Annotated in this window: 28 protein-coding genes and 1 pseudogene; 9 read left to right on the forward strand and 20 right to left on the reverse strand. The window is 56.6% G+C overall.

The annotated features are described in order from the left end of the window. Positions 1 to 2: 2 nt before the first annotated feature. The gene (locus AC6I8F_RS22370) at positions 3 to 911 is read right to left on the reverse strand and encodes a LysR substrate-binding domain-containing protein (RefSeq protein ID WP_498028910.1); all 909 of its coding nucleotides are present in this window, start codon (positions 909 to 911) and stop codon (positions 3 to 5) included. Between the two features lie 99 nt (positions 912 to 1,010). On the opposite strand from AC6I8F_RS22370, the gene AC6I8F_RS22375 reads away from it, so the two are divergent. Further along, positions 1,011 to 1,313 (forward strand): carboxymuconolactone decarboxylase family protein, encoded by a 303-nt coding sequence (locus AC6I8F_RS22375; RefSeq protein ID WP_088517450.1) that lies wholly within the window; start codon positions 1,011 to 1,013, stop codon positions 1,311 to 1,313. 5 nt (positions 1,314 to 1,318) lie between these two features. After that, entirely contained in the window at positions 1,319 to 1,717 is a 399-nt protein-coding gene (locus AC6I8F_RS22380; RefSeq protein WP_021508831.1) for a tautomerase family protein, read from the forward strand. A gap of 92 nt (positions 1,718 to 1,809) precedes the next feature. Here the strand turns inward: AC6I8F_RS22380 and AC6I8F_RS22385 are convergent, their stop codons facing one another. The 9 genes and pseudogenes from AC6I8F_RS22385 to gcvA all read right to left on the reverse strand — a co-directional run bounded on the left by AC6I8F_RS22385 (position 1,810) and on the right by gcvA (position 9,839). Further along, positions 1,810 to 2,832, reverse strand: coding sequence for a C45 family autoproteolytic acyltransferase/hydrolase (locus AC6I8F_RS22385; RefSeq protein WP_498028911.1), 1,023 nt, complete (start codon positions 2,830 to 2,832; stop codon positions 1,810 to 1,812). A 19-nt stretch (positions 2,833 to 2,851) separates the two neighbouring features. After that, positions 2,852 to 3,575 (reverse strand): annotated as a pseudogene (gene glnQ / locus AC6I8F_RS22390) (glutamine ABC transporter ATP-binding protein GlnQ). 2 nt (positions 3,576 to 3,577) lie between these two features. Beyond that, complete coding sequence (gene glnP, locus AC6I8F_RS22395; RefSeq protein WP_498028912.1) at positions 3,578 to 4,234, reverse strand: glutamine ABC transporter permease GlnP; 657 nt, start codon at positions 4,232 to 4,234, stop codon at positions 3,578 to 3,580. A 51-nt stretch (positions 4,235 to 4,285) separates the two neighbouring features. Further along, positions 4,286 to 5,038, reverse strand: a complete 753-nt coding sequence (gene glnH / locus AC6I8F_RS22400) for a glutamine ABC transporter substrate-binding protein GlnH (RefSeq protein ID WP_498028913.1) — start codon at positions 5,036 to 5,038, stop codon at positions 4,286 to 4,288. Positions 5,039 to 5,165: 127 nt separating this feature from the next. Next, positions 5,166 to 5,720 carry a carboxymuconolactone decarboxylase family protein gene (locus tag AC6I8F_RS22405; RefSeq protein ID WP_498028914.1) on the reverse strand — a complete coding sequence of 185 codons (555 nt, stop codon included), beginning with the start codon at positions 5,718 to 5,720 and terminating at the stop codon, positions 5,166 to 5,168. Next, positions 5,717 to 7,045, reverse strand: coding sequence for an aspartate aminotransferase family protein (locus tag AC6I8F_RS22410; protein WP_058770403.1), 1,329 nt, complete (start codon positions 7,043 to 7,045; stop codon positions 5,717 to 5,719). The genes AC6I8F_RS22405 and AC6I8F_RS22410 overlap by 4 nt, the downstream gene beginning before the upstream one ends. Before the next feature lie 127 nt (positions 7,046 to 7,172). After that, the gene (locus tag AC6I8F_RS22415) at positions 7,173 to 8,030 is read right to left on the reverse strand and encodes a MurR/RpiR family transcriptional regulator (protein WP_104093462.1); all 858 of its coding nucleotides are present in this window, start codon (positions 8,028 to 8,030) and stop codon (positions 7,173 to 7,175) included. A 198-nt stretch (positions 8,031 to 8,228) separates the two neighbouring features. After that, positions 8,229 to 8,858, reverse strand: coding sequence for a LysE family translocator (locus AC6I8F_RS22420; RefSeq protein ID WP_021508823.1), 630 nt, complete (start codon positions 8,856 to 8,858; stop codon positions 8,229 to 8,231). A gap of 96 nt (positions 8,859 to 8,954) precedes the next feature. After that, positions 8,955 to 9,839 carry a transcriptional regulator GcvA gene (gene gcvA, locus AC6I8F_RS22425; protein ID WP_031279955.1) on the reverse strand — a complete coding sequence of 295 codons (885 nt, stop codon included), beginning with the start codon at positions 9,837 to 9,839 and terminating at the stop codon, positions 8,955 to 8,957. 269 nt (positions 9,840 to 10,108) lie between these two features. Here gcvA and AC6I8F_RS22430 point away from each other — a divergent pair, with 269 nt between their 5' ends. From AC6I8F_RS22430 to AC6I8F_RS22445, 4 genes are read left to right on the forward strand one after another with little or no spacing between them, the layout of a single operon-like run. Then, complete coding sequence (locus tag AC6I8F_RS22430; RefSeq protein WP_031279954.1) at positions 10,109 to 10,549, forward strand: VOC family protein; 441 nt, start codon at positions 10,109 to 10,111, stop codon at positions 10,547 to 10,549. 29 nt (positions 10,550 to 10,578) lie between these two features. Further along, positions 10,579 to 11,115: a GNAT family N-acetyltransferase gene (locus AC6I8F_RS22435; protein WP_498028915.1), complete on the forward strand. Its 537-nt coding sequence runs from the start codon at positions 10,579 to 10,581 to the stop codon at positions 11,113 to 11,115. 47 nt (positions 11,116 to 11,162) lie between these two features. Further along, complete coding sequence (locus AC6I8F_RS22440; RefSeq protein WP_058781008.1) at positions 11,163 to 11,600, forward strand: acetyltransferase; 438 nt, start codon at positions 11,163 to 11,165, stop codon at positions 11,598 to 11,600. Positions 11,601 to 11,625: 25 nt separating this feature from the next. Next, a complete protein-coding gene (locus tag AC6I8F_RS22445) occupies positions 11,626 to 12,021 on the forward strand; it encodes a GFA family protein (RefSeq protein WP_059011473.1) in 396 nt (131 codons plus the stop codon). Here the strand turns inward: AC6I8F_RS22445 and AC6I8F_RS22450 are convergent. Continuing rightward, positions 12,000 to 12,743 carry a metallophosphoesterase gene (locus tag AC6I8F_RS22450; RefSeq protein ID WP_498028916.1) on the reverse strand — a complete coding sequence of 248 codons (744 nt, stop codon included), beginning with the start codon at positions 12,741 to 12,743 and terminating at the stop codon, positions 12,000 to 12,002. The two genes, AC6I8F_RS22445 and AC6I8F_RS22450, sit on opposite strands and share 22 nt — an antisense overlap. Before the next feature lie 146 nt (positions 12,744 to 12,889). Here AC6I8F_RS22450 and AC6I8F_RS22455 point away from each other — a divergent pair, with 146 nt between their 5' ends. Next, positions 12,890 to 13,630: a GntR family transcriptional regulator gene (locus tag AC6I8F_RS22455; protein ID WP_058758945.1), complete on the forward strand. Its 741-nt coding sequence runs from the start codon at positions 12,890 to 12,892 to the stop codon at positions 13,628 to 13,630. Here the strand turns inward: AC6I8F_RS22455 and AC6I8F_RS22460 are convergent. From AC6I8F_RS22460 to AC6I8F_RS22500, 9 genes are all read right to left on the reverse strand, one after another. Next, a complete protein-coding gene (locus AC6I8F_RS22460; protein ID WP_498028917.1) occupies positions 13,617 to 14,597 on the reverse strand; it encodes a PfkB family carbohydrate kinase in 981 nt (326 codons plus the stop codon). The two genes, AC6I8F_RS22455 and AC6I8F_RS22460, sit on opposite strands and share 14 nt — an antisense overlap. Then, entirely contained in the window at positions 14,584 to 15,606 is a 1,023-nt protein-coding gene (locus tag AC6I8F_RS22465; protein ID WP_498029027.1) for an ADP-ribosylglycohydrolase family protein, read from the reverse strand. Before AC6I8F_RS22465 ends, AC6I8F_RS22460 begins: the two co-directional genes overlap by 14 nt. 17 nt (positions 15,607 to 15,623) lie before the next feature. Further along, complete coding sequence (locus AC6I8F_RS22470; RefSeq protein WP_498028918.1) at positions 15,624 to 16,898, reverse strand: nucleoside permease; 1,275 nt, start codon at positions 16,896 to 16,898, stop codon at positions 15,624 to 15,626. A 117-nt stretch (positions 16,899 to 17,015) separates the two neighbouring features. Next, positions 17,016 to 17,387: a hypothetical protein gene (locus AC6I8F_RS22475; RefSeq protein WP_498028919.1), complete on the reverse strand. Its 372-nt coding sequence runs from the start codon at positions 17,385 to 17,387 to the stop codon at positions 17,016 to 17,018. 208 nt (positions 17,388 to 17,595) lie between these two features. Beyond that, positions 17,596 to 18,906, reverse strand: a complete 1,311-nt coding sequence (locus tag AC6I8F_RS22480; protein ID WP_021508813.1) for an MFS transporter — start codon at positions 18,904 to 18,906, stop codon at positions 17,596 to 17,598. A 108-nt stretch (positions 18,907 to 19,014) separates the two neighbouring features. After that, a complete protein-coding gene (locus tag AC6I8F_RS22485; RefSeq protein WP_498028920.1) occupies positions 19,015 to 19,653 on the reverse strand; it encodes an N-carbamoylsarcosine amidohydrolase in 639 nt (212 codons plus the stop codon). 9 nt (positions 19,654 to 19,662) lie between these two features. Continuing rightward, positions 19,663 to 20,415: a maleate cis-trans isomerase family protein gene (locus tag AC6I8F_RS22490; protein ID WP_021508811.1), complete on the reverse strand. Its 753-nt coding sequence runs from the start codon at positions 20,413 to 20,415 to the stop codon at positions 19,663 to 19,665. Beyond that, a complete protein-coding gene (locus tag AC6I8F_RS22495) occupies positions 20,412 to 21,233 on the reverse strand; it encodes an alpha/beta fold hydrolase (protein WP_058780992.1) in 822 nt (273 codons plus the stop codon). The genes AC6I8F_RS22490 and AC6I8F_RS22495 overlap by 4 nt, the downstream gene beginning before the upstream one ends. Continuing rightward, positions 21,230 to 22,378, reverse strand: a complete 1,149-nt coding sequence (locus AC6I8F_RS22500; RefSeq protein WP_498028921.1) for an FAD-dependent monooxygenase — start codon at positions 22,376 to 22,378, stop codon at positions 21,230 to 21,232. Before AC6I8F_RS22500 ends, AC6I8F_RS22495 begins: the two co-directional genes overlap by 4 nt. A gap of 322 nt (positions 22,379 to 22,700) precedes the next feature. Here AC6I8F_RS22500 and AC6I8F_RS22505 point away from each other — a divergent pair, with 322 nt between their 5' ends. After that, a complete protein-coding gene (locus AC6I8F_RS22505; protein ID WP_498028922.1) occupies positions 22,701 to 23,753 on the forward strand; it encodes a 2,5-dihydroxypyridine 5,6-dioxygenase in 1,053 nt (350 codons plus the stop codon). Positions 23,754 to 23,831: 78 nt separating this feature from the next. Then, on the forward strand, positions 23,832 to 24,293 hold the full coding sequence (locus AC6I8F_RS22510) for a MarR family winged helix-turn-helix transcriptional regulator (RefSeq protein ID WP_021508807.1): 462 nt from the start codon (positions 23,832 to 23,834) through the stop codon (positions 24,291 to 24,293). The last annotated feature ends 21 nt before the right edge of the window (positions 24,294 to 24,314 follow it).

Here is a 24,314-nt window from a genome sequence, read left to right on the forward strand (position 1 = left end):
ATTCAGGCGGGCCGCAGACCCGGTAACGGCTCTAGGCTGCGCAGCGCATTTTCCATCAGTCTGGCCAGCAGGTTTTGCGCATTCGGTTCAGTCTGGCTGCCACTTTTTTGTTCCAGCGTAACGCCCAGCGCGCCCAGTGGCGGCAAAACATTGCCGGCGCTCACCAGGTTAGCGGGCATGCCGACCCGCGTGCGCACGGTGATCCCCAGACCGGCCCGCACCGCCGCCCAGATGCCGCTCAGGCTATGGCTGACAAACACGATTCGCCATGCAATGCCCGCCCGGTCCAGACTGTCGATGGCGCGCGAGCGCATCAGGCAGGGATTATCAAACATCACCAGCGGCAGCGGTTCGCCCTGGCTTATCATCGCGCTGACGTCGCAGTCGGGGTGGGCGATCCACTCCAGCGGGAACTGGCCGATCAACACGCCTTTACGCTGCAGCGGTTGTGCCTGCCACAACAGCGCCATATCAAGAGCATCGCTGTCCAGCGCTGCAAGCAGCTCCTGATTACGCGCCACGCGGGCGATAATCTGCAGCCCGGGATGGTGACGTGTAAATTCGCCCAGAATACCGGGCATCAGAGTGTCACCAAAATCTTCCTGCATGCCCAGGCGCACTTCCCCCTGCAGCCCTGTACCGCTGAAGGTGCACAGTGCTTCGTCGTTCAATGCCAGCAGACGGCGGGCATAACCCATCATCACTTCCCCCTCACGGGTTAACGCCAGATGACGCCCGCTTTTCTCCACCAGCTTGCTGCCACATTGCTGCTCCAGCTTTTTCAGCTGGGCGCTGACCGCCGAAGTGGATCGACAGAGCCGCACGGCGGCCTGCGCAAAACTGCCACACTCCATGCCGGTGACAAAACTGCGCAGCGCATCGAGATCCAGCGTCTGAGCTAACTTTTGCATGATCGTCCTGATTTATGGGATGAATGACGGTGTTTTATTTGATTTTCAGGATGGTTATGTTTCGCCACAATCGCGGCTGAGTCAATACGGAGAAACATCATGGCAAAAACACTCGATAGTAAAACGCTGGCGCGCATCGCGCCAAAGCTGGCCGAACTCAGTCAGCAGGTTCTTTTCGATGACATCTGGCAACGTGACGCGCTTACGCCGCGCGAACGCAGCCTGATTACGCTGGCCGCACTGACGGCGCTGGGGCGGGTGCAACAGCTGCCGTGGCATATCGAATTCGCGCTACAGAATGGCCTGGCACGAGAAGAGATCGTCGAAGTGTTCACCCATCTGGCCTTTTATGCCGGCTGGCCGGCGGCGGTGTCAGCGCTAAGCTGTCTGGAAGAGGCGTAACCCTCATGCCTTTTACCCGCATCATACTGCGTCAGGGTTATAGCGACGCGCAATTAACGCAGATTTCCGACATCCTGCAACAGAGTCTGGAGGACGAATTTGCCGTTCCACCCGGCGACCGCTTTCAGGTATTTGAAGAACTGCCGGCGCGGCTAAGGGTGTTTGATCGCCACTATAAAAGTCGCGGGCGTTCAGAGAATTTTGTTCAGTTCATGATTACTGCGGGCAAGCCGCGCAGCCGCGAACAGAAGCACAAGCTGTGTCGCAGATTGTGTCAGCAACTCTCGCAATCGCTGGATATCGATCCGCAGGATGTGATGGTGATTATTCAGTTTAACACCGTCGATGACTGGAGTTTCAGCGACGGATGTCTGATGTCCGAAGAAGCGCGTTTCCACGAGTAACATAGTCAGTATTGCTGGCAGCGCAGGTTAGCGCGCTGCCAGCAATCACTGTACGGCTTCAGTGATGGGCTGTGGAGATTAAAAATACCACCTCATTGACGACCAGCAGATTGCAAAGCGGCGCGCTGGCGGTCGCGCGTGAAGATCTGCCACGTCACCGCGTCATCACTCAGGGTAAAAATAGCCGTGGCGAGGGTATTTTCCTCATCCGGATCCTGCGGCGACAGCCGGTAAATCGGCAACGCTGCATCCTGCTGATCCGATAAAATCGCCCTGGCCGCCGCGCCATCTACCGCTGTTTGCGTCGTCAGCCATGTATCCAGACGCTGCTGGCGCGAGCCGGAACTGGCGGTGACCACCTGTTCGACGGCGGCAAGCTGCGGGTGAATAAGATGGTTAGCGTGCCCGAAAGGCGCAGTCAGTGCGATCACTGAACAGCCTGAGCCTGTCGCTTCAATACTGATCAGGCGGCTATCGCCCTGCTGCCCCAGCGTATGGTGAAACGCGCCGGCGCGCGGCGTGGCGCTGAGTATGGCGATCGCTTCATCCAGCGTGGTCGCGTTCAGCGACGCGCGGGCGATGATCTGGCGCGGCATGCCATCCGGACGATGTTGAGCGCGAATGTTATTGACGGTGTTAACGATGCCCTTTTCATTAACGGCAAAAGTGTGACCGCAAAGTGATGCCGGATAGGCGAAGCTGGTGAACGCGAGCCCGTCATCGGGGGTCACGGTGACCAGCGCACAGTCGTCACGCAGCTGGGGAAAGCCATCTTCGTTGTGCGCAATGATCAACTCCCCGCTGGCACTTTTCCCCGCCACCGTGGTGCAACCATCCGAAGTTGAACGCACCAGATCGCCCCGGCAGTTCCACGCAAACACCTCGTCAATCGGTGCCTGTAATCCTTCAGCCAGCCCTTCCAGCTCCTGCCAGATCAGCGGAAACTGGCGCTGGACCCGCGCGCGCATATTGCGGATTTGCTGCGTATCTTTCATGGCGGTGACCGTTTGCCAGAGACGGGTATGCCTGAGTTTGTTATGCCAGGCATCACGGCTAAAGTCACCGAGTTGCTGACCAATAACAAAAGCCGAACCACGGAAGTCGATTTTTTTCATAGCGTTATTTCACTTCATTTCAGGATACATGTTGCAAAAATTCTTTCAGACGCGGATTACGGCTGGCAGTCAGCAGCATATCAGGTGGCCCATCTTCGGCAATGGTACCGCCATCAATAAAGATCAGCCGCGAAGCCACATCGCGGGCAAAGCCAATCTCATGCGTCACAATCACCATGGTCATGCCCTCTTCAGCCAGCGAGCGCATCACTTTCAGCACTTCATGACGTAACTCCGGATCCAGCGCGGAGGTTGGCTCATCGAACAGCATCATTTTCGGCCTGACGGCCAATGCCCGGGCAATCGCCACGCGCTGCTGCTGGCCCCCCTGAAAGTTCAGACGGATAATGGCTGGCGCGATCGCGCAAGCCGACGCGCTCCAGCAACGCCAGCGCCTGCTCGCGCGCCGCGGCTTTCGTTTGATGACGCACGCGAATCGGGCCGAACATCACGTTTTCCAGCGCAGTCAGATGCGGGAACAGGTGGAACTGCTGAAACACCATGCCGGCTTCGCGGCGGATATCACATTCATTCGCATGCGGATCGGTGATGTGCATTCCGGCGACCAGCAGCGTCCCGGATGAGATCTCTTCCAGTTTGTTGATGCAGCGTAACAGCGTTGATTTACCCGAGCCTGAAGGCCCAATAATCACCACCACCTCGCCGGACTCAATTTTTAAATTGATATTGTGCAGGACCTGCGTGGCACCGAAATTTTTCGACACTGCGTTAAATTCAACCATGCTCATAAAATATGGATCCTTTTTTCCAGCTGCTTCAGTAAAAAGCTCAGACATAACGTCACCAGCAGATAAATCATGGCCACCGCCGTCCACACTTCCAGCGCACGGAAATTACCCGCAATGATCTCCTGCCCCTGACGCGTCAGTTCTGCCACGCCAATCACAATAAACAGTGAGGTATCTTTAATACTGATAATCCACTGGTTACCCAAAGCCGGAATCATGCGGCGTAACGCTAAAGGCATAATGACATACCACAGCGTACTGCGCTGCGATAAGCCCATCGCCAGACTCGCTTCTCTAAAGCCTTTATTAATTGAGAGGATCGCGCCCCGGGTAATTTCAGCAATGTAGGCACCGGAGTTAATCACAATGGTTACGATCGCGGCGGTGACAGGATCTATTCTTATCGGCAATACCATCGGCAGTGCAAAATAGATGAACATTACCTGCACCATGATGGGCGTACCGCGAATAAGCTCGACAAAAATAAGTGATAGCGTTTTGGCTATTTTTCCGCCCAGAGCACGGCAGGTTCCCGCCAGTAAGCCAATAATAAAACCGCCCAGCAGACCTGACAGCGAAATAATCAAGGTCAGCTGCAGACCCTGCAGCAGTAGCGGCAGAGATTCCCAAATATATTTACTGTCAAAATTCATAATTTAACCTGTAAACGCTAAACAAGGCCGGAGAGCTCCGGCCTGGCAGGATTATTTCGGCTGCTTAGCAAACCATTTCACGTAGATTTTGCTGTAAGTCCCATCCGCGCGCAGGGCCTGCAGCGCGGCGTTGATCTTAGGCGTCAGGCTGCTGTTTTTCTGCATGGCAAAGCCATACTGCTGCGGCAGAATCGTGTCGTTTTCACCGCTGGCTTTGACTTTGCCATCGCCCGCCGTTTTCACGTAGTACAGCACATTGGGCGAGTCGTGGACCACCGCATCAAGGTTGCCAGCCTGCAAATCCAGATAGGCGTTGTCGATATTAGGAAACTCAACATAATTTGCCTTGTATTTACTTTTCATAAAGCTGGCTGCGGCCGTGCCCTGTTTCAGACCCACTTTCTTGCCGGTTAAATCGCTGAATTTCTTAATGCTGTTATCATCGCTTTTGACAGCCATTAATAAGTCGGCGTCATAATAACCGTTGCTGAAATCCACCACCTGCTTACGCGCATCGGTAATGGTAATGCCTGCCATCGCGACATCCAGATTCTGTGATTGCAGCCCCGGAATCAGGCCACCAAAGTCCATTGGGTGTAATTCATAGCTGACATGCATTTTCTTCGCGATGGCATCCCATAAATCAATGTCAAAGCCGACGTATTTATCACCTTGCTTAAATTCAAAAGGAACAAAAGCCGTATCAACCCCGACGGTTAATTTATCCTGCGCCGCAGCGATAAAACTGGCGGAACAGGCAACCAATGCCAGTGTAACCTTTAATTTATTTAAAAATGCAGACATAATAACCCTCAGCGTCAGTAATGTAGCGTGCAATGATTGTCATCCAGCGAAATAACCCGGCGGACATGGTCAAAGAAGGTGGTTAATATAATGGGCGCATCAGGTACGCCCGGGGTAATGCGACAACTTATGCAGGAAGCAAGTGATCCTGCGTAAAGGGTACCGGCGTCTGTGCGCCGTTCATGATCATCGAGAGAAAACTGTAATAGCCGTTAATGCCTATCAAATCCACCACGCCTTTCTCGCCCCATAAATCGATGGCTTGTTGCCAGGTAGCATCACTGATTTTCTGTTGCTGATGTAACTGCTGGCAAAACTGATAAATCACCCACTCATCAGGCTGCAAATCCGCGGGCTGACGTTTTTCATTGATGGCCTGCACCGCTGCAGCAGAAATCCCCTTTTCGCGCGCTATCGGCGCATGGATTGCCCACTCTACCGGCTGTGACCAGTGCCTTGCCGTCATTAAAATCGCCAGTTCCGATAACCGCTGGCCCAGCGCACTGCGATAGCGCAGATATTCCCCCATACGCTGTGCATGTGCCATTAACTCGGGGCTGCGCAGCAGCGGCTCAAACGGTGGCAGCAGCGCGCCGCGCGGCCCGTTGATAATCTCTTCCGCGAGCGGACGTTGCTGCTCATCCCAGTCCTGCTCCGCCAGCGGCGGTAATCGGTTAATCATAATTTGCCGGTCTCTTCACGTATCACGGTGTTCAGCGTATCCACGACAAAATCCAGTTGTTGCGGGGTGACGATAAACGGTGGGGCAATTAAAATATGGTCGCCATATTGCCCGTCCAGCGTGCCGCCCATCGGATAGACCAGCAAACCGCGCGCCATACAGTTGGCCTTGATGGCTGCGTGAAGTTTCATCGCCGGATCGAACGGGGTTTTTGTGGCTTTATCACGCACCAGCTCCACACCGGCAAACAGGCCGCGGCCGCGCGTATCACCCACGTGCGGTAACTCCCCCAGCACGTCGCGTAGCGCCTTGTGCAGATAAGCGCCCTGCTGCTGAACCGCCTCCAGCAGATGGTCGCGCTCAATCACCTGCTGTACTGCTAACGCCGCCGCAGCGGCTGTCGCGTGACAAATATAAGTGTGTCCATGCTGGAACAGACCGCTGCCGGCCTGCAGCGCAGACACGATCTTCTCACTGGCCAGCACCGCGCCGATGGGTTGATAACCGCCACCCAGTCCTTTGGCAATGGTAACCAAATCAGGTACCACGCCATCCTGTTCGAACGCGTGCAGTGTGCCGGTACGCCCCATTCCGCACATCACCTCATCGGCGATAAACAAAATGCCGTATTTGTCGCACAGGCGACGTACCCCCTGCAGATAGCCCGGCGTCGGCGGCGTGGCACCGCTGGTCGCACCGACCACCGTCTCCGCGCAGAAGCCAATAATCGTTTCCGGGCCCGCATCGATAATCGCCTGCTCCAGCTCGCTCAATAGCCGCTGGGTATACTGCTGCTGGGTTTCATCGGCACGGCGATCGCGATACTCATTGCAGGCGGAAACACGAATCACGTCGATTAACAGGGGCGCGAACTGACGCCGGCGCCATTCGTTGCCACCCACCGCCAGCGCGCCCAGCGTATTGCCGTGGTAGCTCTGTTTGCGGGCGATGAAACGGGTACGCGCGGGCTGTCCGATCTCAACAAAGTATTGCCGGGCCAGTTTCAGCGCGGTTTCCACCGCCTCAGAACCGCCCGATACGAAATAGGCATAGTTAATATCGCCCGGTGCGGTGCGCGTTAACTGTTCAGCGAGCTGTTCAACGGTATCGCTGGTGAAGAAACTGGTATGCGCATAAGCCAGTTGATCGATTTGACGATGCATGGCTGCGAGGACGTCAGGATGGGCGTGGCCCAGGCAGGAAACGGCGGCGCCACCGCAGGCATCAAGATACTGTTTTCCCTGTGCATCAAAAATGTAGGCCCCGTGTGCGCGCGTAGCCACGGCGGGCACGCTGCGCAGACTGCGGTGAATGATACGGCTCATGCTGGTCCTGCTCCTGAATACGCTTCGTTGTTGAAACGTATCTTGCAGGATCCATTTGAATCACGTCAACGCAATAATGATTCAATCGCATTCAATATTCTTATGACAGATACAAATGAATCATCTGTCAGGATTTGCCGGCATGCACGTAAGCGCCGGAATCGATTAAATAGCGTTCGGCGTTTTCAATTTTACTGACCGCATCACGTCCATGACGGGCCACCAGCATCGCCAGCAGGCACTCGGCCAGGCCCATGCCAGAGACGACTGACGGGAAGAACGATGGGCTGTCCAGTGAAAACCGGAGCGAGCAATCAGCGGCCTGCGCCAGCGGCGAGACCGGTGAGTCGGTAATGGCGATGATCTTTGCGCCCGCCTGCTGCGCTGCGCGCAGTACATCAAGTGATTCGCGTGAATAAGGGGCAAAGCTGGTAAGTAACAGGCAATCCGCGGCGGTCAGTTCACGCGTGAAAACTTCGATATTGCTCGCCAGACCATCCACCAGTGATACCTGACGATTGAACAGCCGATACACATAAAATAATGACCAGGCGATCGGAAAGCTGGCGCGGAAGCCGCAGATGTAAACATTGTCAGCCGCATCGAGTAAGGTCACCGCCTGTTCCATTGCCTGGCGGTTTTCGTTCTGCGTAAAGGCCAGGTTGGTCTGGTGGGCCTGAAACATCGCATCATACAGCTGCGGTTGCGTGCCGGCGGCCACCAGCTTTTCCGCTTTCGAGACATAGGTATCATTGCGCAGGCCGATGTCATCGATGAATGCGTCTTTGAGTTCACTCCAGCCGTTATAGCCCAGCCGTTTCGCCAGGCGCAGCAGCGTTGCCGGTTTCACTCCGGCCTGCTGCGCAAAGGTGCGCATGGATTGCACCACCAGTTGATTGGCATTCTGCAGTGAGAATTCGGCAGCCCGCTGTAGTTCTGGCGATAATTCACTGAACTCACGGACGATAGTTTCCTTTAGATTCATGGCAACAATTCACTGGCTTTGACGTTGAGGTATCTAAACACATTTGAGATCAAGACTCTAGGCGCGGATATCACACCGGAGTGACGGCCTGAAGCAGGGCGCGATGCGTCGCGCCGCGACAATCAGGCTGCTCATGGTGGTTTACTTAACTGAGCGGCCTGTTGCTATGGAGGGCGAACCTGAGGTTAAAAATTTACTTTATTGACGACTCAACACCAGTTTCAGTCCGGCAATGGCAAAACAGCAGGCTAATAGCGCATCTAATCCCCGGCGGATACGACGGTAAAACGCGTTCATTGCTGCGGTGGAAAATATCAGCGCATAGCCGCAAAATACCGCGACGCAAATTGCCGCACAGCCGAGAATAATCAGCGGTAAGGTCGAGGCTGCGGCGTCCGGTTTGAGCGCGACGGACATGATTGCGACCCAGGTTAAAATGGCTTTAGGATTACCGACGTGCATCAAAATTCCCTGCCGAAATAACGCGCCATATGCAACGCGGTGATCGCTGATAACGGTTTTATCGGCAGCGGTGCGGGTTAACGCAGATTTACCGGCTTTGTATGACAGCCACAACAGATATAACCCGCCGCCGATTTTCAACACCAGCAGCAATTGGGCAAACGTCGTCAGCACGGTTAATACCCCGCAGGCCGCCAGCAGCGCCCACAGCATTGAGCCGCCAATTACCCCGCACGCAAGCGCTAAGGCGGCACCGCGCCCTTTATTCATCGCCGTTCCCATAATCGCCATATTACTCGGACCAGGGCTGGCCGTTGCCACAAAATAAGTGGTGTAAATCAGCATTAATTCGTGTGAAAGCGCCATGATATCCTCTGCAGGTGAAATGTCCTGAACCTGTTATATCGGCTTGCTCAGAAATTTACTATGTCTTGTTGATATGAAGAAATGCCGGACGCTGTTCTATTCTGTGGACTGCTGCATGAGCCAGGCTCTTACTTTTACCACGGCAGAACGCAGCAGCGCTTCGTGGGGCGTAATAAGCCAGTACGCGTGTCCGGTATTCAGCGTATTTGGAAACGGTGCCACCACTTCACCGGATGCCAGATTCGCCTGAACAAATCGCCTGCGCATCAGCGCTACGCCCATGCCAGCAAGCATCGCCAGCCACGCCCCGCTGCCATCGCTATACAAGGGCCCTTTACCGGAATCAATGTGCCCGACGCCGGCTTCAGCGAGCCAGCGCTGCCAGTCTTCCCGGTGCATATCATGCAGTAACGTGACGCGACCGAGTGCGGCAAGTGCCGGCGGTTCCCCCAGCTGCTGCGCCACAGCAGGAATGCAGACTGCAAGGTAGTCGTCGTCGATCAGCTTCTCACTCACGCAACCCTCACAGAAACCATTGCCATGCCGTACGGCCAGGTCGATACCATCCGTGGCGAAAGACTGAATGCGGGAAGTAGCACTGATGCGCAGGTCGATCTCCGGACAGGTACGTTCAAAATCAGCCAGTCGCGGCAGTAACCAGTGGGTCGCAAATCCGGTGGTGCAGGCCAGCGTGATGGTATTTTTTTGTGTCTCCTGCACCAGCGTTTCAGTGGCTTCACGTATCAGGCTGAAAGCTGAAGCAATCGAGTAGTAATAGCCCTGACCGGATGCCGTCAGCGCCAGCTTGCGTCCATTTCGCTGAAACAGTGGCAGGCCCAGTTGCCGTTCCAGTTCCCTGATGTGCAGACTGATCGCGCCGGGCGTGACGTGCAACTCCTGGCCTGCAAGGGTCATGCTGAGGTGCCGGGCAACGGATTCGAACGCCTTCAGGGCGTTAAGAGAAGGCAGGCTGTTTCGCATTGTTTAGTTTTCCTAAAAAACAGGCGGAAATTAAATCGTTTTTATTTCCGCTCCGTCAACGTTATTAATAGGCATATAGCACGCGATGCCGTGTCGCTTTTATTCCAAAACTGTTGAGTTATATTGAAATTTTAAGAGAAAGTACCGTTTCACGCACCACACCTCCACACGAAAAAATGATCAGCTACCACGCCCTTTATGGCGATTAACCTCTATCAGGCTTGAGTTTTTATCGTGTCGGGGAGGCAACAAATGGAGACAGGATGCAGATGAAGGATATCGATGTGGGATTTACCCACGTTGCGTTTATGGTGAGGGATCTGGAGAAGAGCATGGATTTCTACCGCCGCTATGCAGGAATGAAGGTGATACACACCCGTGAACCTGACGTCCCGGCTGCCCGCAAGGTGGCATGGCTGAGCGATCATACCCGCCCTTTCGCACTGGTTCTGGTGCAGGCGGATGACGTGTCAGATACGCCACTGGGTAAATTTGGACACTTAGGCATTGCCTGTGCGTCACGCGAAGAGATCGATCGTAAAACAGCGATGGCCGTCGCCGAAGGCGTGTTACGTAAAGCCCCTGAAGAGGCTGGCGAACCGGTGGGATATTACGTATTTTTTGCCGATCCTGATGGCAATACGCTGGAGCTGTCTTTCGGGCAACGCGTCGGGCTTGAAGCGATACGCACCGCTCCCGGTTTACTTTAACTCGCCTGCACGCAGGCAGCGGAGAACATATGGCACTCACGTTGCCGATTTATACTCAACGCCTGGTGTTGCGCAAGCTGATAGTGGCTGATTTGCCGCATCTGTCGCGCTATCGCAATCTGCCAGACGTTGCTCGTTATCAGAGCTGGGAAGAATTTACCCGGCAGGACGCTGAGAAATTATATGCGCAGCAGGATGCGCTGCCATTCAACAGCGATAACACCTGGTTTCAGCTTGCCGTAGCACACCAGGAAGACGACCGGCTGATAGGGGACATCGGAATTCATTTTTTTGATGAAGGAAGACAAGCTGAACTCGGCATGACATTTGATGCCGGATTTCAGAAACAGGGTTTTGCGCTTGAAGCAATGAGTGCCATGGTTACCCTGCTTTTCACGCAGTTTGCAAAACACCGGCTTACTGCCGTGGTAGACACACGTAATATTCGCGCCATAAACCTGCTGGAAAAGCTGAATTTTCGCCGTGAAGCGCACTACCGGCAGAATATTTTTTTCAAAGGGATGTGGGGCGATGAGTATCTTTATGCGCGGCTGGCCAGCGATTAGCGCAGGCATTGCGTTAAGCCATCGCGTTAGCATGTTAAGGAGGCATAGTGACAATTAGCGAAGTAAGCAAGGAAGAGTATCACTTACTGATTCAGGTCTGGGAGGCTGCCGTCAGGGCAACGCATCATTTCCTGAATGAACAGGATATCCTGCGGCTCAGACAGCTTATTCTGGAAAATTATTTTGATGCTGTTGTTTTGAGAAAAGTGAGCGATGAAAACCATGACATTGTCGGATTCATCGGCGTGCATGATGAGAATATCGAGATGCTTTTCGTCTCGCCTGCTCATCACAAAAAAGGGATCGGTGCACGGTTAGTCCGTTACGCTATCCGTCATCTTGCAGCGAAGAAAGTGGACGTTAACGAACAAAATACCGCTGCGCTCGGGTTTTATCAGCATCTGGGCTTTCAGGTGACTGGACGGTCTTCCGTTGATGGTGAGGGGAAACCGTTTCCCCTCCTCCATCTGAAGCTGATGCAATAATCCGGCAGAGGAATCAGGAGAAAAAATGAACGGAAGTTGTCTCTGTAAACGTGTGCGCTACGAATGCGATCGCCTGGCGGGCAGCATTACGCATTGCTGCTGTCATACCTGCAGGAAAGCGCACGCCGCCGCTTATACCTCCACAGCGCGCGTGCGGCGTGAGGATTTCAGGTGGACCCAGGGAGAAGAATTTCTGACGGCATTTAACTCTTCCCCGGATAAGTTGCGTTATTTCTGTTCAGTCTGCGGATCTCATCTGATGGCTGAAAGACCTCATCAGAGCCACGTGATTCTGCGTGTGGCCACGCTGGACGACGATCCCGCTCAGACGCCGGTTTCCTATATCTGGTGCTCGCACACCGTGCCGTGGCTAACAGAACGCGACGATGTGCCTCAGTATCAGCAGGATAAAGAGACATGATGGCTGGTCAAAACGCCGCGGGCGAAACGGTGCACCATCAGTGCCGGTGGATCATTCACCGGAGGAACCTGCTGGCTGCCGAACCACAGCGGATTCGCCGGGCAAATTGAGCCACAAATATAAGCCGGAACCCCTGCAAACATGCCTGCTGCGGGCCGGTGCACATGCCCGGCTGCAATAGCCAGTATTCTGACCCGGCTGCGTCTGAGGATCGACTCAAGCTTATCAAGCCCGCGACACATTGATTCATCCAGCGTCGGTATGCCCGATGCGATAACCGGATGATGCAGAAAAAGCAGCGCTGGCAATCCATGCGTATCGCTGAGTTGTCTTTCCAGCCATTCCAGATGCTCCCCGACGCTGCCAAAATTCTGTTTATTCACCGTGGAGTCCAGCCCCAGCATACGCAAACCGCCCATATCCTGAACAAAATGCAGCGCGTCTGCCGGGGTGTTTTTCGCCCAGTGATTTTCATGCCATGTCGTTTGCATGAGTCGTCGATCATCGGCGTTGCCCGGCAATATAAATGCAGGGTAATGCTGCTGGCGCAGTTGCTCAGCTATCTGCCAGTAACCCTGCCGCCACTCGCCATCAACAAGATCGCCCGTTAACACCAGCACATCCGGTTGCACATGAGTGAGCCACGCCAGTGCCCGCTCCAGGCGCAGCAGGTGATCATTGTCCGGTGCGGCATGGATGTCTGAAATCTGAGCGATTAACATAATGTCTCCGGAAATACACAAGCGAACCAACAGGGCCGTCTGGCAGCATAGCACCCGCACCGTCACGCGACGCTGGCTGCGCGCCGCATTAAAATTCAGTATTATAGCGGTTCCTGCCGCTGACCCGAGTGAGTGCCCTGCCCGCTATGACTGACCACAATGCGCTGTTGGCGCGGTTGACCACCACGCTGGCGACAGAGAGTCGCACGCCGCTGTATAAACGCTTTGCCAGTGCGATTAAAGATGCGGTGCGCGATGGCACGCTGGTGCACGAAGAGATCCTGCCGGGCGAGCGCGAGTTCAGCCAGTCGCTGAACATTTCACGTATCACCGTGCGTAAAGCCATGGACGAGCTGGAAAAAGAGGGCGTCGTGTTCCGTTCCCGCGGCTACGGCACGCAGATTTGCAGCCAGTTTGAATATTCACTCAAAGAACCAAAAGGATTGTCGCAGCAGGCGGTGCTGCGCGGTAAAACGCCGGACACCGTGTGGATCAACAAAAGCAAAATTGCCTGCAGCGCAGAGATCGCCGAAAAGCTGGGGCTGAGCACAGGCAGCGATGTCTATCTGCTGAAACGTATTCGCTATGTCGACCGCCAGGCGGTCTCGGTTGAAGAGTCATGGGTGCCGGCGCGCTACATTGCCGATGCCGATGAGATTGGTATTTCGCTGTATGACTATTTTCATCGCCAGCAGATCCTGCCGGTGAAATCCCAGAGCCGGGTCAGCGCGCGTATGCCGGACGAAGCCCTGCAGCAGCAAATTGCCCTGCCCGCCAATGTGCCGGTGCTGGTGATTAAGCAGCTGGCACTCGACGCACAGGGCAATCCGCTGGAGTACAGCATCAGCTACTGCCGCAGCGATATGTACGTGTTTATTGCTGAGTAAGGCGTTGCTGCCAGTAAGCGCGCAGGGTGGCGCGATCGGGCGCACAGTCGCCACCGCGCCGGGAAACCACATACGACGCCACTGCGTTGCCCAGCGCAACGCTCTCCGCCAGTGACCAGCCGGACGCTAATCCCGCCAGTAATCCGCCAGCATGGCTGTCGCCCGCGCCGATAGTATCGACCACCGTAGTCGCCAGTGCGGGCACCCAGCCCTGCGCCTCAGCGTCGATGTATCCGGCACCTTCGCTGTCCAGCCTTAACACCATTGCGCCGTCAAACTGCTGCTGCCAGCGCGCCATCAGCTGATGGGCGTCGAAAGGTTCGGATGCGCGCAGACGCTCATGCCACAGCAGCTCCGCTTCCTGCCTGTTCACTGTAATCAGTGGCTGCAACGCCATGATACGCGCAAACTGCGCCTCACCGATGTCCGCCAGCCGCGGGCCAAAATCCACCAGCAGCTGAAACGGCGGTGCCTGCTGCTCCAGCCAGTCGATCAGCACCTCGCCGCTTTTGCTGGTGAGCTGATAACCGGAGAGATAGATCCAGCGCTGCGCCGGCTGCGGCAATGTGCGCAACAGCGCGGCGTCCCACTGGTTTTCCACGCCACTAACGGAAAGAAAGGTGCGCTCGCCATCCGGCTCGACCAGCGCCAGACACCAGCCATTATCACCGTGCGCATTTTCCAGTACGCTCTGCACACCGTATTCCGCCAGCTTTTGTCGCACGATACTGGCCCAGATACCGTTCCCCAGCGGCAGCGCGTTGATAGAAGGAATGCCGAGACGATGCAGCGCAATGGCGACGTTAAGCGCACAGCCGCCAACGTTCACGCCCTGCTGATGCAGTTCGATGTCGCTGCCGCGATACGGCAACGTCCAGGCATCGGCAATCACATCCACGACCGCCGCCCCCACCACGCACACCGGCAACCGGCCCGCCAGTCGGGACAGATCGTCAGGCGTCAGCATAGGCGGCCTCGCGCTGCTGGCGGAAACGGACAAACGCGCGGCTGTAGTGAGTGAAATCCAGCACGTTAGCGGCATCCAGCTCCGCTTTTAGCTGCGCATCGATCGCGTCGATACCGTGCAGCGCGCCGCAAATGGCAACCGCCATCGCGCCGATGGTGTCCGTATCGCCGCCCAGATTGGCGCACAGAATGGCGCAGCGGTTGGGATCGGTGGCTGCCAGTTCGACCATAGCGATCGCCGCCGGTACCGATTCAATGGTGCTGGTACCGGTACCGACCAGATCGTAGATCTGCTGCATGGTCGACTCGGTGCCCCTGCCCTGCGCCACCACCTGCAACGCCAGTTCGATGCGGGCCGCCATCGCCGCACTGAAAGTGGTGACGCGCCGCTCCTGCGCCGCGCGGGCAATCGCCGGCAGTTCGTCACGAATTGTTGCCCAGTCGCTACCGTCAATCGCGCGGGAGATTGCCCAGGCGATCGCGGTGGCACCGGCAATCGCCACGTCGGATTTGTGCGTCGGGCTGGAGGCCAGCGCGACAGCGTCAATAAAAGCCGGCAGGTCACGTGCTGGTAGCAGACAGCCCAGCGGCGAGACGCGCATCGCCGCGCCGTTGGTCAGGCCGTTATTTTCCAGCTGCGCCACCGGCGTGCCGTTTTTCAGCGCGTTAAGCGCGATTTTGGAGGTCGGCCCGAGCACATTTTTGTTAAAGGCATCAAACGCTTCCGCCCAGCGCAGAATATTGGCGCCGATGGTTTCCGCATCAATTTCGCCGTCGTGGCTGATAATGGCATCGGCCAGCGCCAGCGCCATTGAGGTGTCGTCAGTGAAAGCCGCCCGGCCAAAGTAGCAGGCGGCATTGTTTTCTGCCGGGCCGGGCAGGAAGCGATCGATCCAGCCGAAGTGCTGTTTCACGCGGCTACGCGGCCACAGTTCCGATGGCATGCCCATCGCATCGCCCAATGCCTGGCCGTAAAATGCGCCCAAAATCCGTTTTTCCTGGTGTGTCATCGTCATGGTTACATCTCTTATTTATGGCTGTCAGCGGTTGCTGAGTGTTCAAAAGCGGTTAATTCATCACTGCGTTTTTTGCCGTCGCGGAACAGAACGATAAAGGCGATGGTGATGATGACTATCATCACGCTGCCAAACATCCACATTCCCGCCCAGTTGAAGGTCTGACCGTTGCGCGGCTGGTCATACGCGAACATCTCCTGCATCAGATAGCCGCCCAGGCGGTAACCCAGCAGGCTGCCGATGCCCTGACAGGCCAGGGTGATCAGGCCCTGCGCAGCGTTACGCATCGCCACCGGCGCTTTCTTATCCACATAAATGTAGGCGGTGATGAAGTAGAAGTCGTAGCTGACGCCGTGCAGCAGAATGCCCATAAACAGCAGGCCGAAGGTCAGCAGGTTTTGATCGCCGCCGAACACAAAGAACACGTAGCGCAGCGCGGCGGTGACCAGGCCGAGCAGCAGCACTTTGCCGATGCCGAAGCGTTTAATGAAGAACGGCAGCGCCAGCAGGAAGAAGATTTCTGATACCTGGCCGAGCGTCATCCAGCCGGTGGCGTGTGGCAGACCGACTTCGGTCAGATATCCCTCAGCGAAGATGTAGTAGAACGCCAGCGGCATACTGAACAGGAATGAACAGACGAAAAATACGAGGAAGCTGCGATCTTTCAGCAGGTGCAGTGCGTCGAGGCCGAGCGCCACGCGCAGGCTGAACTTGCCGGTGCTTTTGGGTTCGGTGGCTGGCAGGGTCAGGGCGAACAGGCCAAGCAGCAGCGAACTGGCCGCGGTGATCAGCAACGGTACATTGCTGGCGGAGATATCGCCAAAGCCGAGCAGCGGCGGCAGGAAACCGCAGGCGATGCCGGAGGCGATCCAGCCGATAGTGCCCATCACGCGGATGCGCGGATAGTCGCGCTCCACGTCACCGACGTGGGAAAACGCAATACTGTTGGTCAGCGCAATGGTCGGCATGTACGTGAGCGCATACAGCAGCAGCAGCGGAAAGAAGCTGCTGAAGTGCGTCTGCTGCGCGGCAAAGAACATCAGGATCGCGCCGGCGATGGTCAGCAGCGATAACACTTTCTGTGCCTGGAAGAAACGGTCAACCAGCGAGCCGACCAGAATCGGTGACAGGATGGCAGCGATGGAGGTACAGGCGTAGCACCAGGCGATCTCAACCGGCGAAAAGCCGTTTTTGCTGAGAAACGCCCACAGCGGCACGAACCATGCCCCCCAGATAAACCACTCTAAGAACATCATGAACGACAGCTTTGGAATTGTAGTTTTCATCGAAATAGACTCCCCGGTGTTGGTAGAACCAATCTAGCACCAGAATGGATACCTTTATAATACCTTTAGCTGATAGTTTGAGCTATCCCACAAGATTTTTACCTTATGGATAACCGATTAGCGAGGAGGATTGGGTGCGGATGGGCGTGACGGTCTGGCGGGGTGTGGAGCTGTATTCTGCGGCTGTGAGGCGGTCGCCATGAATGGCGACCCTACGGCGATAATTGCAACGAAATGCGCACGGTTTTGTAGGGTGCGCACTTGGTTGTGCAGATTATGCAACCAGGTCGCCATGAATGGCGACCCTACGGCGATAATTAGAACGAATTCGCACTGTTTTGTAGGGTGCGCATTGATGCGCACCTGGTTATGCAGATTATGCAACCAGGTCACCATGAATCGCGACCCTACGGCGATAATTACAATAAAATGCGCACGGTTTTGTAGGGTGCGCACCTGGTTATGCAGATTATGCAACCAGGTCGCCATGAATGGCGGTCCTGCGCCGATAATTGCAACAAAATGCGCACGGTTTTGTAGGGTGCGAATTGATGCGCACCTGGTTATGCAGATTATGTAACCAGGTCGCCATGAATGGCGACCCTACGGCGATAATTACAACGAATTCGCACTGTTTTGTAGGGTGCGCATTGATGCGCACCAGGGAATAACAAGTGCTTTAACGCGCAGGTATCTTCTACCGATTCACCAGCTTCGCTGGCAGCGCGACCACTAACAGCGAGCTGAGCAGCAGACACACGGCGAAGAACCACAGCGCGCCGTTGCTGCTGCCGGTGAGGTCCAGCGCCACGCCCATCACGGAATTACTCACCAGTCCGGCGATATTGGCGATCGAACAGGCCAGCGCAAAACCCGCCGCGGCCGCCGTGCCTTTCAGGAACGTAGCGGGCAGACTGAAAAACACCGGCACCGCCCCGATAATCATTGCCTGCGCAATCGAGAACAGCAGCACGGTCATCGCCACGTTATGAGCAAAGAAGGTGCTGGTGCCCATCGCTGCCGCGCCAATAATAAACGGAACAATGATGTGCCAGCGGCGTTCACGCAGGCGGTCTGAGCTGGCACCGATCGCCAGCATACCAATCAACGCCGCCAGACTGGGGATCGCCGTCAGATAGCCAATGGTGGTGATATCGGTGGTGCCGGCATTCTTAATAAAGGTCGGCATCCAGAAACCCATGGCGTAAGCGCTGAGCAGAATCGAGAAGTCGATGCCGCCGAGCATCACCACGCGAATATTCAGCAGACCATCGCGCAGGCTGTGTTTCAGCCCTTTGGCGTCACCTTCGTCGCGCGCCAGTTCGCGCAGCACCGCCTGCTTCTCACTGCTGCTGAGCCAGCTGGCGCTCTCGACGCTGTTCGGCAGCAGCCAGAACGTCAGCACACCCAGTAACACGCTGGGCAGACCTTCCAGCAGAAACAGCCACTGCCAGCCGCGCATGCCGTAAACCTCATGAAAATGCCCCATGATCCAGCCGGAAAGCGGTCCGCCAATCAGGCTGGAGAGCGGCAGGCCAATCATAAACAGCGCAATGATGCGGCTGCGGCGCCACGAGGGAAACCATTTGGTGAGATAGAACAGCACGCCAGGCAGAAAACCGGCTTCGGCCGCGCCGAGGAAAAAGCGGATGATGTAGAACTGGGTCGGCGTTTGCACCAGCAGCGTGGCGGTCGAGAGCAGGCCCCAGGTAATCATAATGCGCGCGATCCAGATCTTTGCGCCGACCCGCTGCAGGATCAGGTTGCTCGGCACTTCAAACAGGATATAGCCGACAAAAAACAGCCCGGCACCCAGACCAAACGCGGTCTCGCTCAGCGCCAGATCGCTCGCCATCTGTAGCTTGGCCAGGCCGATATTGATGCGATCAAGGTAGGCCGCGAGATAACACAGGCAGAGAAACGGAATCAGCTTCCAGGTGATTTTACGATAAATCGAAGCGGTGTCTTCGGCTGCCAGCGCAGCAGGACGGGTTGAAACGTCAGTCATGGTGTTCTCCGGGCGCAATAACCCCGTCGTCGGGGAGATGTTGTTATGCGTCTCAGCCGCAGCCGAAACGGACTGTTTGTGCGCACTCCGTGCAGGTGAAACGCGCCCTTAACGGGCGCTGAACTTCCCGAGATACTCCAGCGCCGCGGCTTTACTTACCACGTCGCCATATTTACTGTCGATATCAAACAAATTGGCCTGATGCGGCGCATCATGGCGATCGCCCACGCATTCGCGCACCACCATGGCGCGAAAACCGTATTGCAACGCATCCACTGCGCTGGCGCGGATGCAGCCGCTGGTGGAGCAGCCGGCGATCAGCAGCGTATCAATGCCCTGCGCCACCAGCATCGATGCCAGAGACGTGCCAAAAAACGCGCTGGCATACTGTTTGGTGATCACCACTTCTGCGGCAAGCGGCTGCACCGCCGGACAAAACGCGGCGAGCGGATTGCCCTCCACCATGTCACGCATTACCGGAGCTTTCTGCACCCAGATCCCGCCGTCCTGCTGATGCTGCGGATGGTAGCGAATCTGCGTATGGATCACCGTAATCGCGCACTGGCGCGCCGCCAGCAGCAGGCCCTGTGAGGCGGCCACCGCCTCTACCACGCCCGGGGCAAACAGCGCGGCGCCCGGCGTGGTGTAGCCCTGCAGAAAGTCGATCATCAGCAGCGCCGGACGCTGACCAAAACCGATGCGGTTGCCCCAGACACCGGCGTAGTTATCACTGACACTCTGGCTCATGCTTTCTCCTTACCACGCACCGGACAGCAGTGCGCCCGCGCCCGGCACCACCGGCTCCAGCTCCAGCGCCTTCAGCAGAGCGTACGTGGTGGCAATGGCGGCCGTAATTACCGGCTTGCCGGTCTGCGCCTCCACTTTTGCCACCGCCGGCAGCGACGGCATCTGCACGCAGGCCGACAGCACCACCACGTCAACATCCGTCAGCGTCATGTCCGCCACGATGCCGGGTAAATTGGCCGGGTCGTGGCGGGCGACGGCGAGGTTATCGGCAATTTCCAGCGCGCGCCACTGCTTTACCTCAATCCCTTCGCGCTGGATGTAATCCACCACCAGCTCGGTCAGCGGCTTCATGTAAGGTGCCACCAGCGCGATCTTCTTCGCGCCCATAATATGCAGTGCATCGACCAGCGCGCCGGCACTGGTGATCACCGGTGCCAGCGCCTCGTTGTCACGCGTGACCTGCGTCAGGCGCTGCTGCGACTGGCGATGATAGCCTGGGCCCATCGCCATGATCGCCACCAGACAGGCATAGCCGAGCACGTCAACGCGCGCGTCGGACAGCTCCAGCGCACAGCGGTCGGACTCTTTATCCATCGCCGCCAGCTCATCTTTATTGACATGCTTCATGCGCATACGGCTGGAGTGGAAGGTAAACCGCTCCGGGCGAATCAGCTGGCGCGCCTGCAGCATGGCGGGAATTTCGGTTTCCATGGTGATGTTGGAACTCGGCACAATCTGGCCGATACGATACGAACGCGTCATGGCTGCGTCTCCGGAGTCAGTGAGGGGCCAAGGAAGGTGCCAAAGGCATTAAAGAAGCCGTGAAAATCATCCCACGGGATCATGTGACCGGCGCTGGCTACCCGGCTGATCTCAATGGTCGGCAGCAGCTCGCGGATTTCGGCTTCATCTTCCGCCTGAATGACGCCGCCCTTGCCTGCCACCATCAGCAGAGTTTTTGCCGGCAGCTGAGGGAAATATTGATGGATATCGAGCTGGTGAAAATCGTCATAGGCGCGACGGATGGCCGGCGTATAGCAGGTGTGCAGCCACTCGGCGCGCAGCTGGCGCTGGTCATCGCTCCAGGCCGGGCAGTATTGCTTCATGGCTTCAGCATCCATGCCGCGCTGCGCGTCGCGAATGGAATCTTCATACCACGGCCACTGACCCGGATAGAGACGCCGGCCCGGACCGGAAACCGGCGGATCGATCAGCGACAGCGACAGCACGCCGGCCGGCTGTTTCACCGCCGCACGCATGATGAAGCGCGCGCCCATCGAATGGCCAACCAGGTGATAGCGCGTCAGCCCCAGCGCATCCGCGAAGGCGTTGATGTCATCGGCGCAGCTCTCCATGCCGTAATCCAGCCCTTCACCGCTGCTGGAGAGCCCGCGACCGCGCACGTCCAGTACCCAGGTATCAAAATGCTGCGCAAAAACTTCCGCTACAAAACCCCAGGTGATCGCCGGGCTGGTGATACCCGGTACGAGGATCAGCGCGGGCCCGCTGCCGCCGTAGCGCAGATAGTGCTGGCGAATGCCGTTGGCCTGTACCTGACCGCCGTGCATAAAACGGCTCATGAGGTCACCTCGCTTTTCAGCGGCGCGGCAAACACATCGTAGCCGTACACCCAGGCCGGGTCTTCCTGGGTGCGCAGGAAAGTATTGGCGTTAGAGACGGACTGCACGCGTGACGCACGTTCTTTGCGGTTGGCTTCATACAGGCGGAATGCGGTGCGATAATTATCAAGACCGGTTTCCGTCAGGCAGCGCGACAGCATGGCGGCATCTTCGATGGCCATCGCAGCGCCCTGCGCCATGTGCGGTTTCATCGGATGGCAGGCATCACCCAGCAGCACAATGCGCCCTTCGCTCCATACTGGCAGCGGCTGGCGGTTGAGCAGCGGCCATTTGGTGACCGATTCGCTGCACTCGATCAGCGCCTGTACCACCGGATGGTAGTGACCAAACGTTTCCAGCATCTCCTGCTGACTACTTTCAACGAAGCTGCCTTTGATATCCCACGCCGGGTGCGGCACACCGGAGACGTAATAATATTCGTCACGCGCTTTGGTGGTGTAATAGACCATCAGATGACGATCTTCAGACCACCACTTAACGCAATCTTCAAAGCTGAGGTTGTATTTGCGCAGTTGTTCGCCGCGGATCAGCGCACGGTGCGCCACCCAGCCGCTGTAAGTGGGCGCTTCCACACCCAGCAGATGTTCACGCAGCTTTGAGTTAATGCCATCCGCGCCAATCACGATATCCGCGCGCGCTTCACTGCCGTCCTGAAAACGCAGCACCACATCGCTGCCGCTGTCTTCGACGCTGCTCAGGCACTTGCCGAACTGGACGCTGCCCGGCTGCAGACTGGTCATCTGCATGGCCTGCAAATCGCCCCGGTGCACCGTGACATAAGCCGCACCGTACTCTTTGCGCGCATAAGCGCCCAGCGGAATGCGTGACAAATACTCCCCGGTCTCGCCGTCGCGGCTGAACCAGAAATCGGGATGCGAAGCCAGATCCTCCAGCTGCTGTTCAATGCCCATGCGGCGAAACACCTTGAGCACGTTCGGCCCCATGTGGATGCCGGCACCCAGACGGGAGAAAGCCGGGCTTTGTTCGTAGACCGTGACATGAAATCCCGCTTTCTGTAACAGCGAGCCGGCGGCAAGCCCGCCCAGCCCGGCGCCGATTACCGCGATACGTTTCATATTGCTCATATTTCCCTCTCACACTGACGCTGATTTGAAGGTATGCACGCGGATAAACGATCAAACCCGACGCTGAATTTATAGTGCATACGCTTTAATTATTGAGGTTATGACACTGTTAAAAGCAACCGTATTTACAGTGAAGACTCGATAACATGATGTTAATCACAGCCTGATGATAAGGTTAAATAGGCTTTTCTTATGTCAAAAAGAAATGCTTGCACTGTTCTTCGCAACACGTCTATAACAAACACATAAAGCGTGTTCGCTATAAATAGCTGAAGTTTTGCGCAGCAAATTGTCTGACATCTAACCCTGAGAGGAAACCGCTATGGCAGTAAATCAGAGCCAGTTAGGCCAGATGTTCGAGCAGGTTTTACGGCTGTCGAAAGTCGACGCCAGCCAGAGTGTCGCCATCCTGAAAAGTCACTATTCCGATGCACGCACCGTGCAGGCCGCCACTGATGCTGCACTACGATTGGGCGCGAAGGTGTACTGCATTGAGCTGCCGGCCTTCAATCACCCGATGGCAATGGGTAACGACATGACCGCCTACTGCGGTGATACCGCGCTTACCGGCAACATTGCCGCGCAGCGCGCGCTGGAAGCGGCGGATCTGATCGTCGATACCATGATGCTGCTGCATTCGCCGGAGCAGGAACAAATCCTGAAAACCGGGACACGAATTTTGCTGGCCGTCGAGCCGCCGGAAGTATTGGCACGAATGTTGCCAAACGAAGAGGACAAGTCGCGCGTGCTGGCTGCGGCGGCGGTGCTGGAAAAAGCGCGCATGATGACGGTGAAATCGCCGGCCGGCAGTGATTTTCGTGCCCCGCTCGGCCAGTACCCCACGGTAACGGAATATGGCTACGCGGATGAGCCAGGCCGCTGGGATCACTGGCCGAGTGGCTTCCTGTTCACCTGGCCGAATGAAGAGCAGGCTGAAGGCGTGCTGGTGCTGGACGTCGGCGACATCCTGCTGCCGTTTAAATCTTACGCGCGTGAACGCATCACGCTGGAGATCGAGAAAGGTTTTGTCACCCGCATTCACGGTGGCTTTGAAGCCGAGTATCTGCGCGATTACATGCGCTACTTCAACGATCCGGAAGTGTACGGTATTTCCCACATCGGCTGGGGGCTGCAGCCGCGCGCGCAGTGGACAGCGATGGGATTACACGACAAAAACGACGGCATGTGTATGGACGCGCGCGCCTTTTACGGCAACTTCCTGTTTTCGACCGGACCGAACACCGAAGTGGGCGGTAAGCGCAAAACGCCGTGCCATATGGACATTGCTCTGCGCCGCTGCGACATCAAAGTGGACGATTTGCTGGTGGTGGCGGAAGGTGAAGTGGTGGCACCGGAGGCCTCACGCGCGCGTTAATCGTGCGCAGGGAACGGCTGTCAGCGCAGTGACAATGCATTACACTGCCTGACAGTTTCCGGGAAAAAGGATAAAGGCATGTCGCACCAGCAGGATCCGCGCGCAGACCAGCGCTATGACTATACCGAGCAGGTTGGCCATCTGTTGCGCAAGGTGTATCAACGCCATGCGGCGATTTTTCAGCAACACGTCGGTGATTCACAGATAACCGCCGTGCAATTTATTACCCTCTGTGCGCTGCGCGATCGCGGTCCGAGCGCACAGAATGATTTAGTGCGCTATACCGCCGTCGATCAGGCCACCATTCGCGGTGTGGTTGAGCGTCTTAAGGCGCGCGATCTGGTCAGTCTGGGTCCCGATCCCACCGACAAACGCAAAGTGATTGTCATGCTGACCGATGCAGGCCACCGCCTGATTGACAGCACGACAGACAACGCGATGCGCATCACCGAAATGACTTACGGGCAGCTGAATCCGGCCGAACGGGTCGCGCTGATTTATCTGCTGAAGAAAATGCTGGACGATACGAGCCAGCCCTAACCCGGGGCGCTTAGCCGCCTC

Source organism: gamma proteobacterium symbiont of Axiagastus rosmarus, from assembly GCF_059730925.1.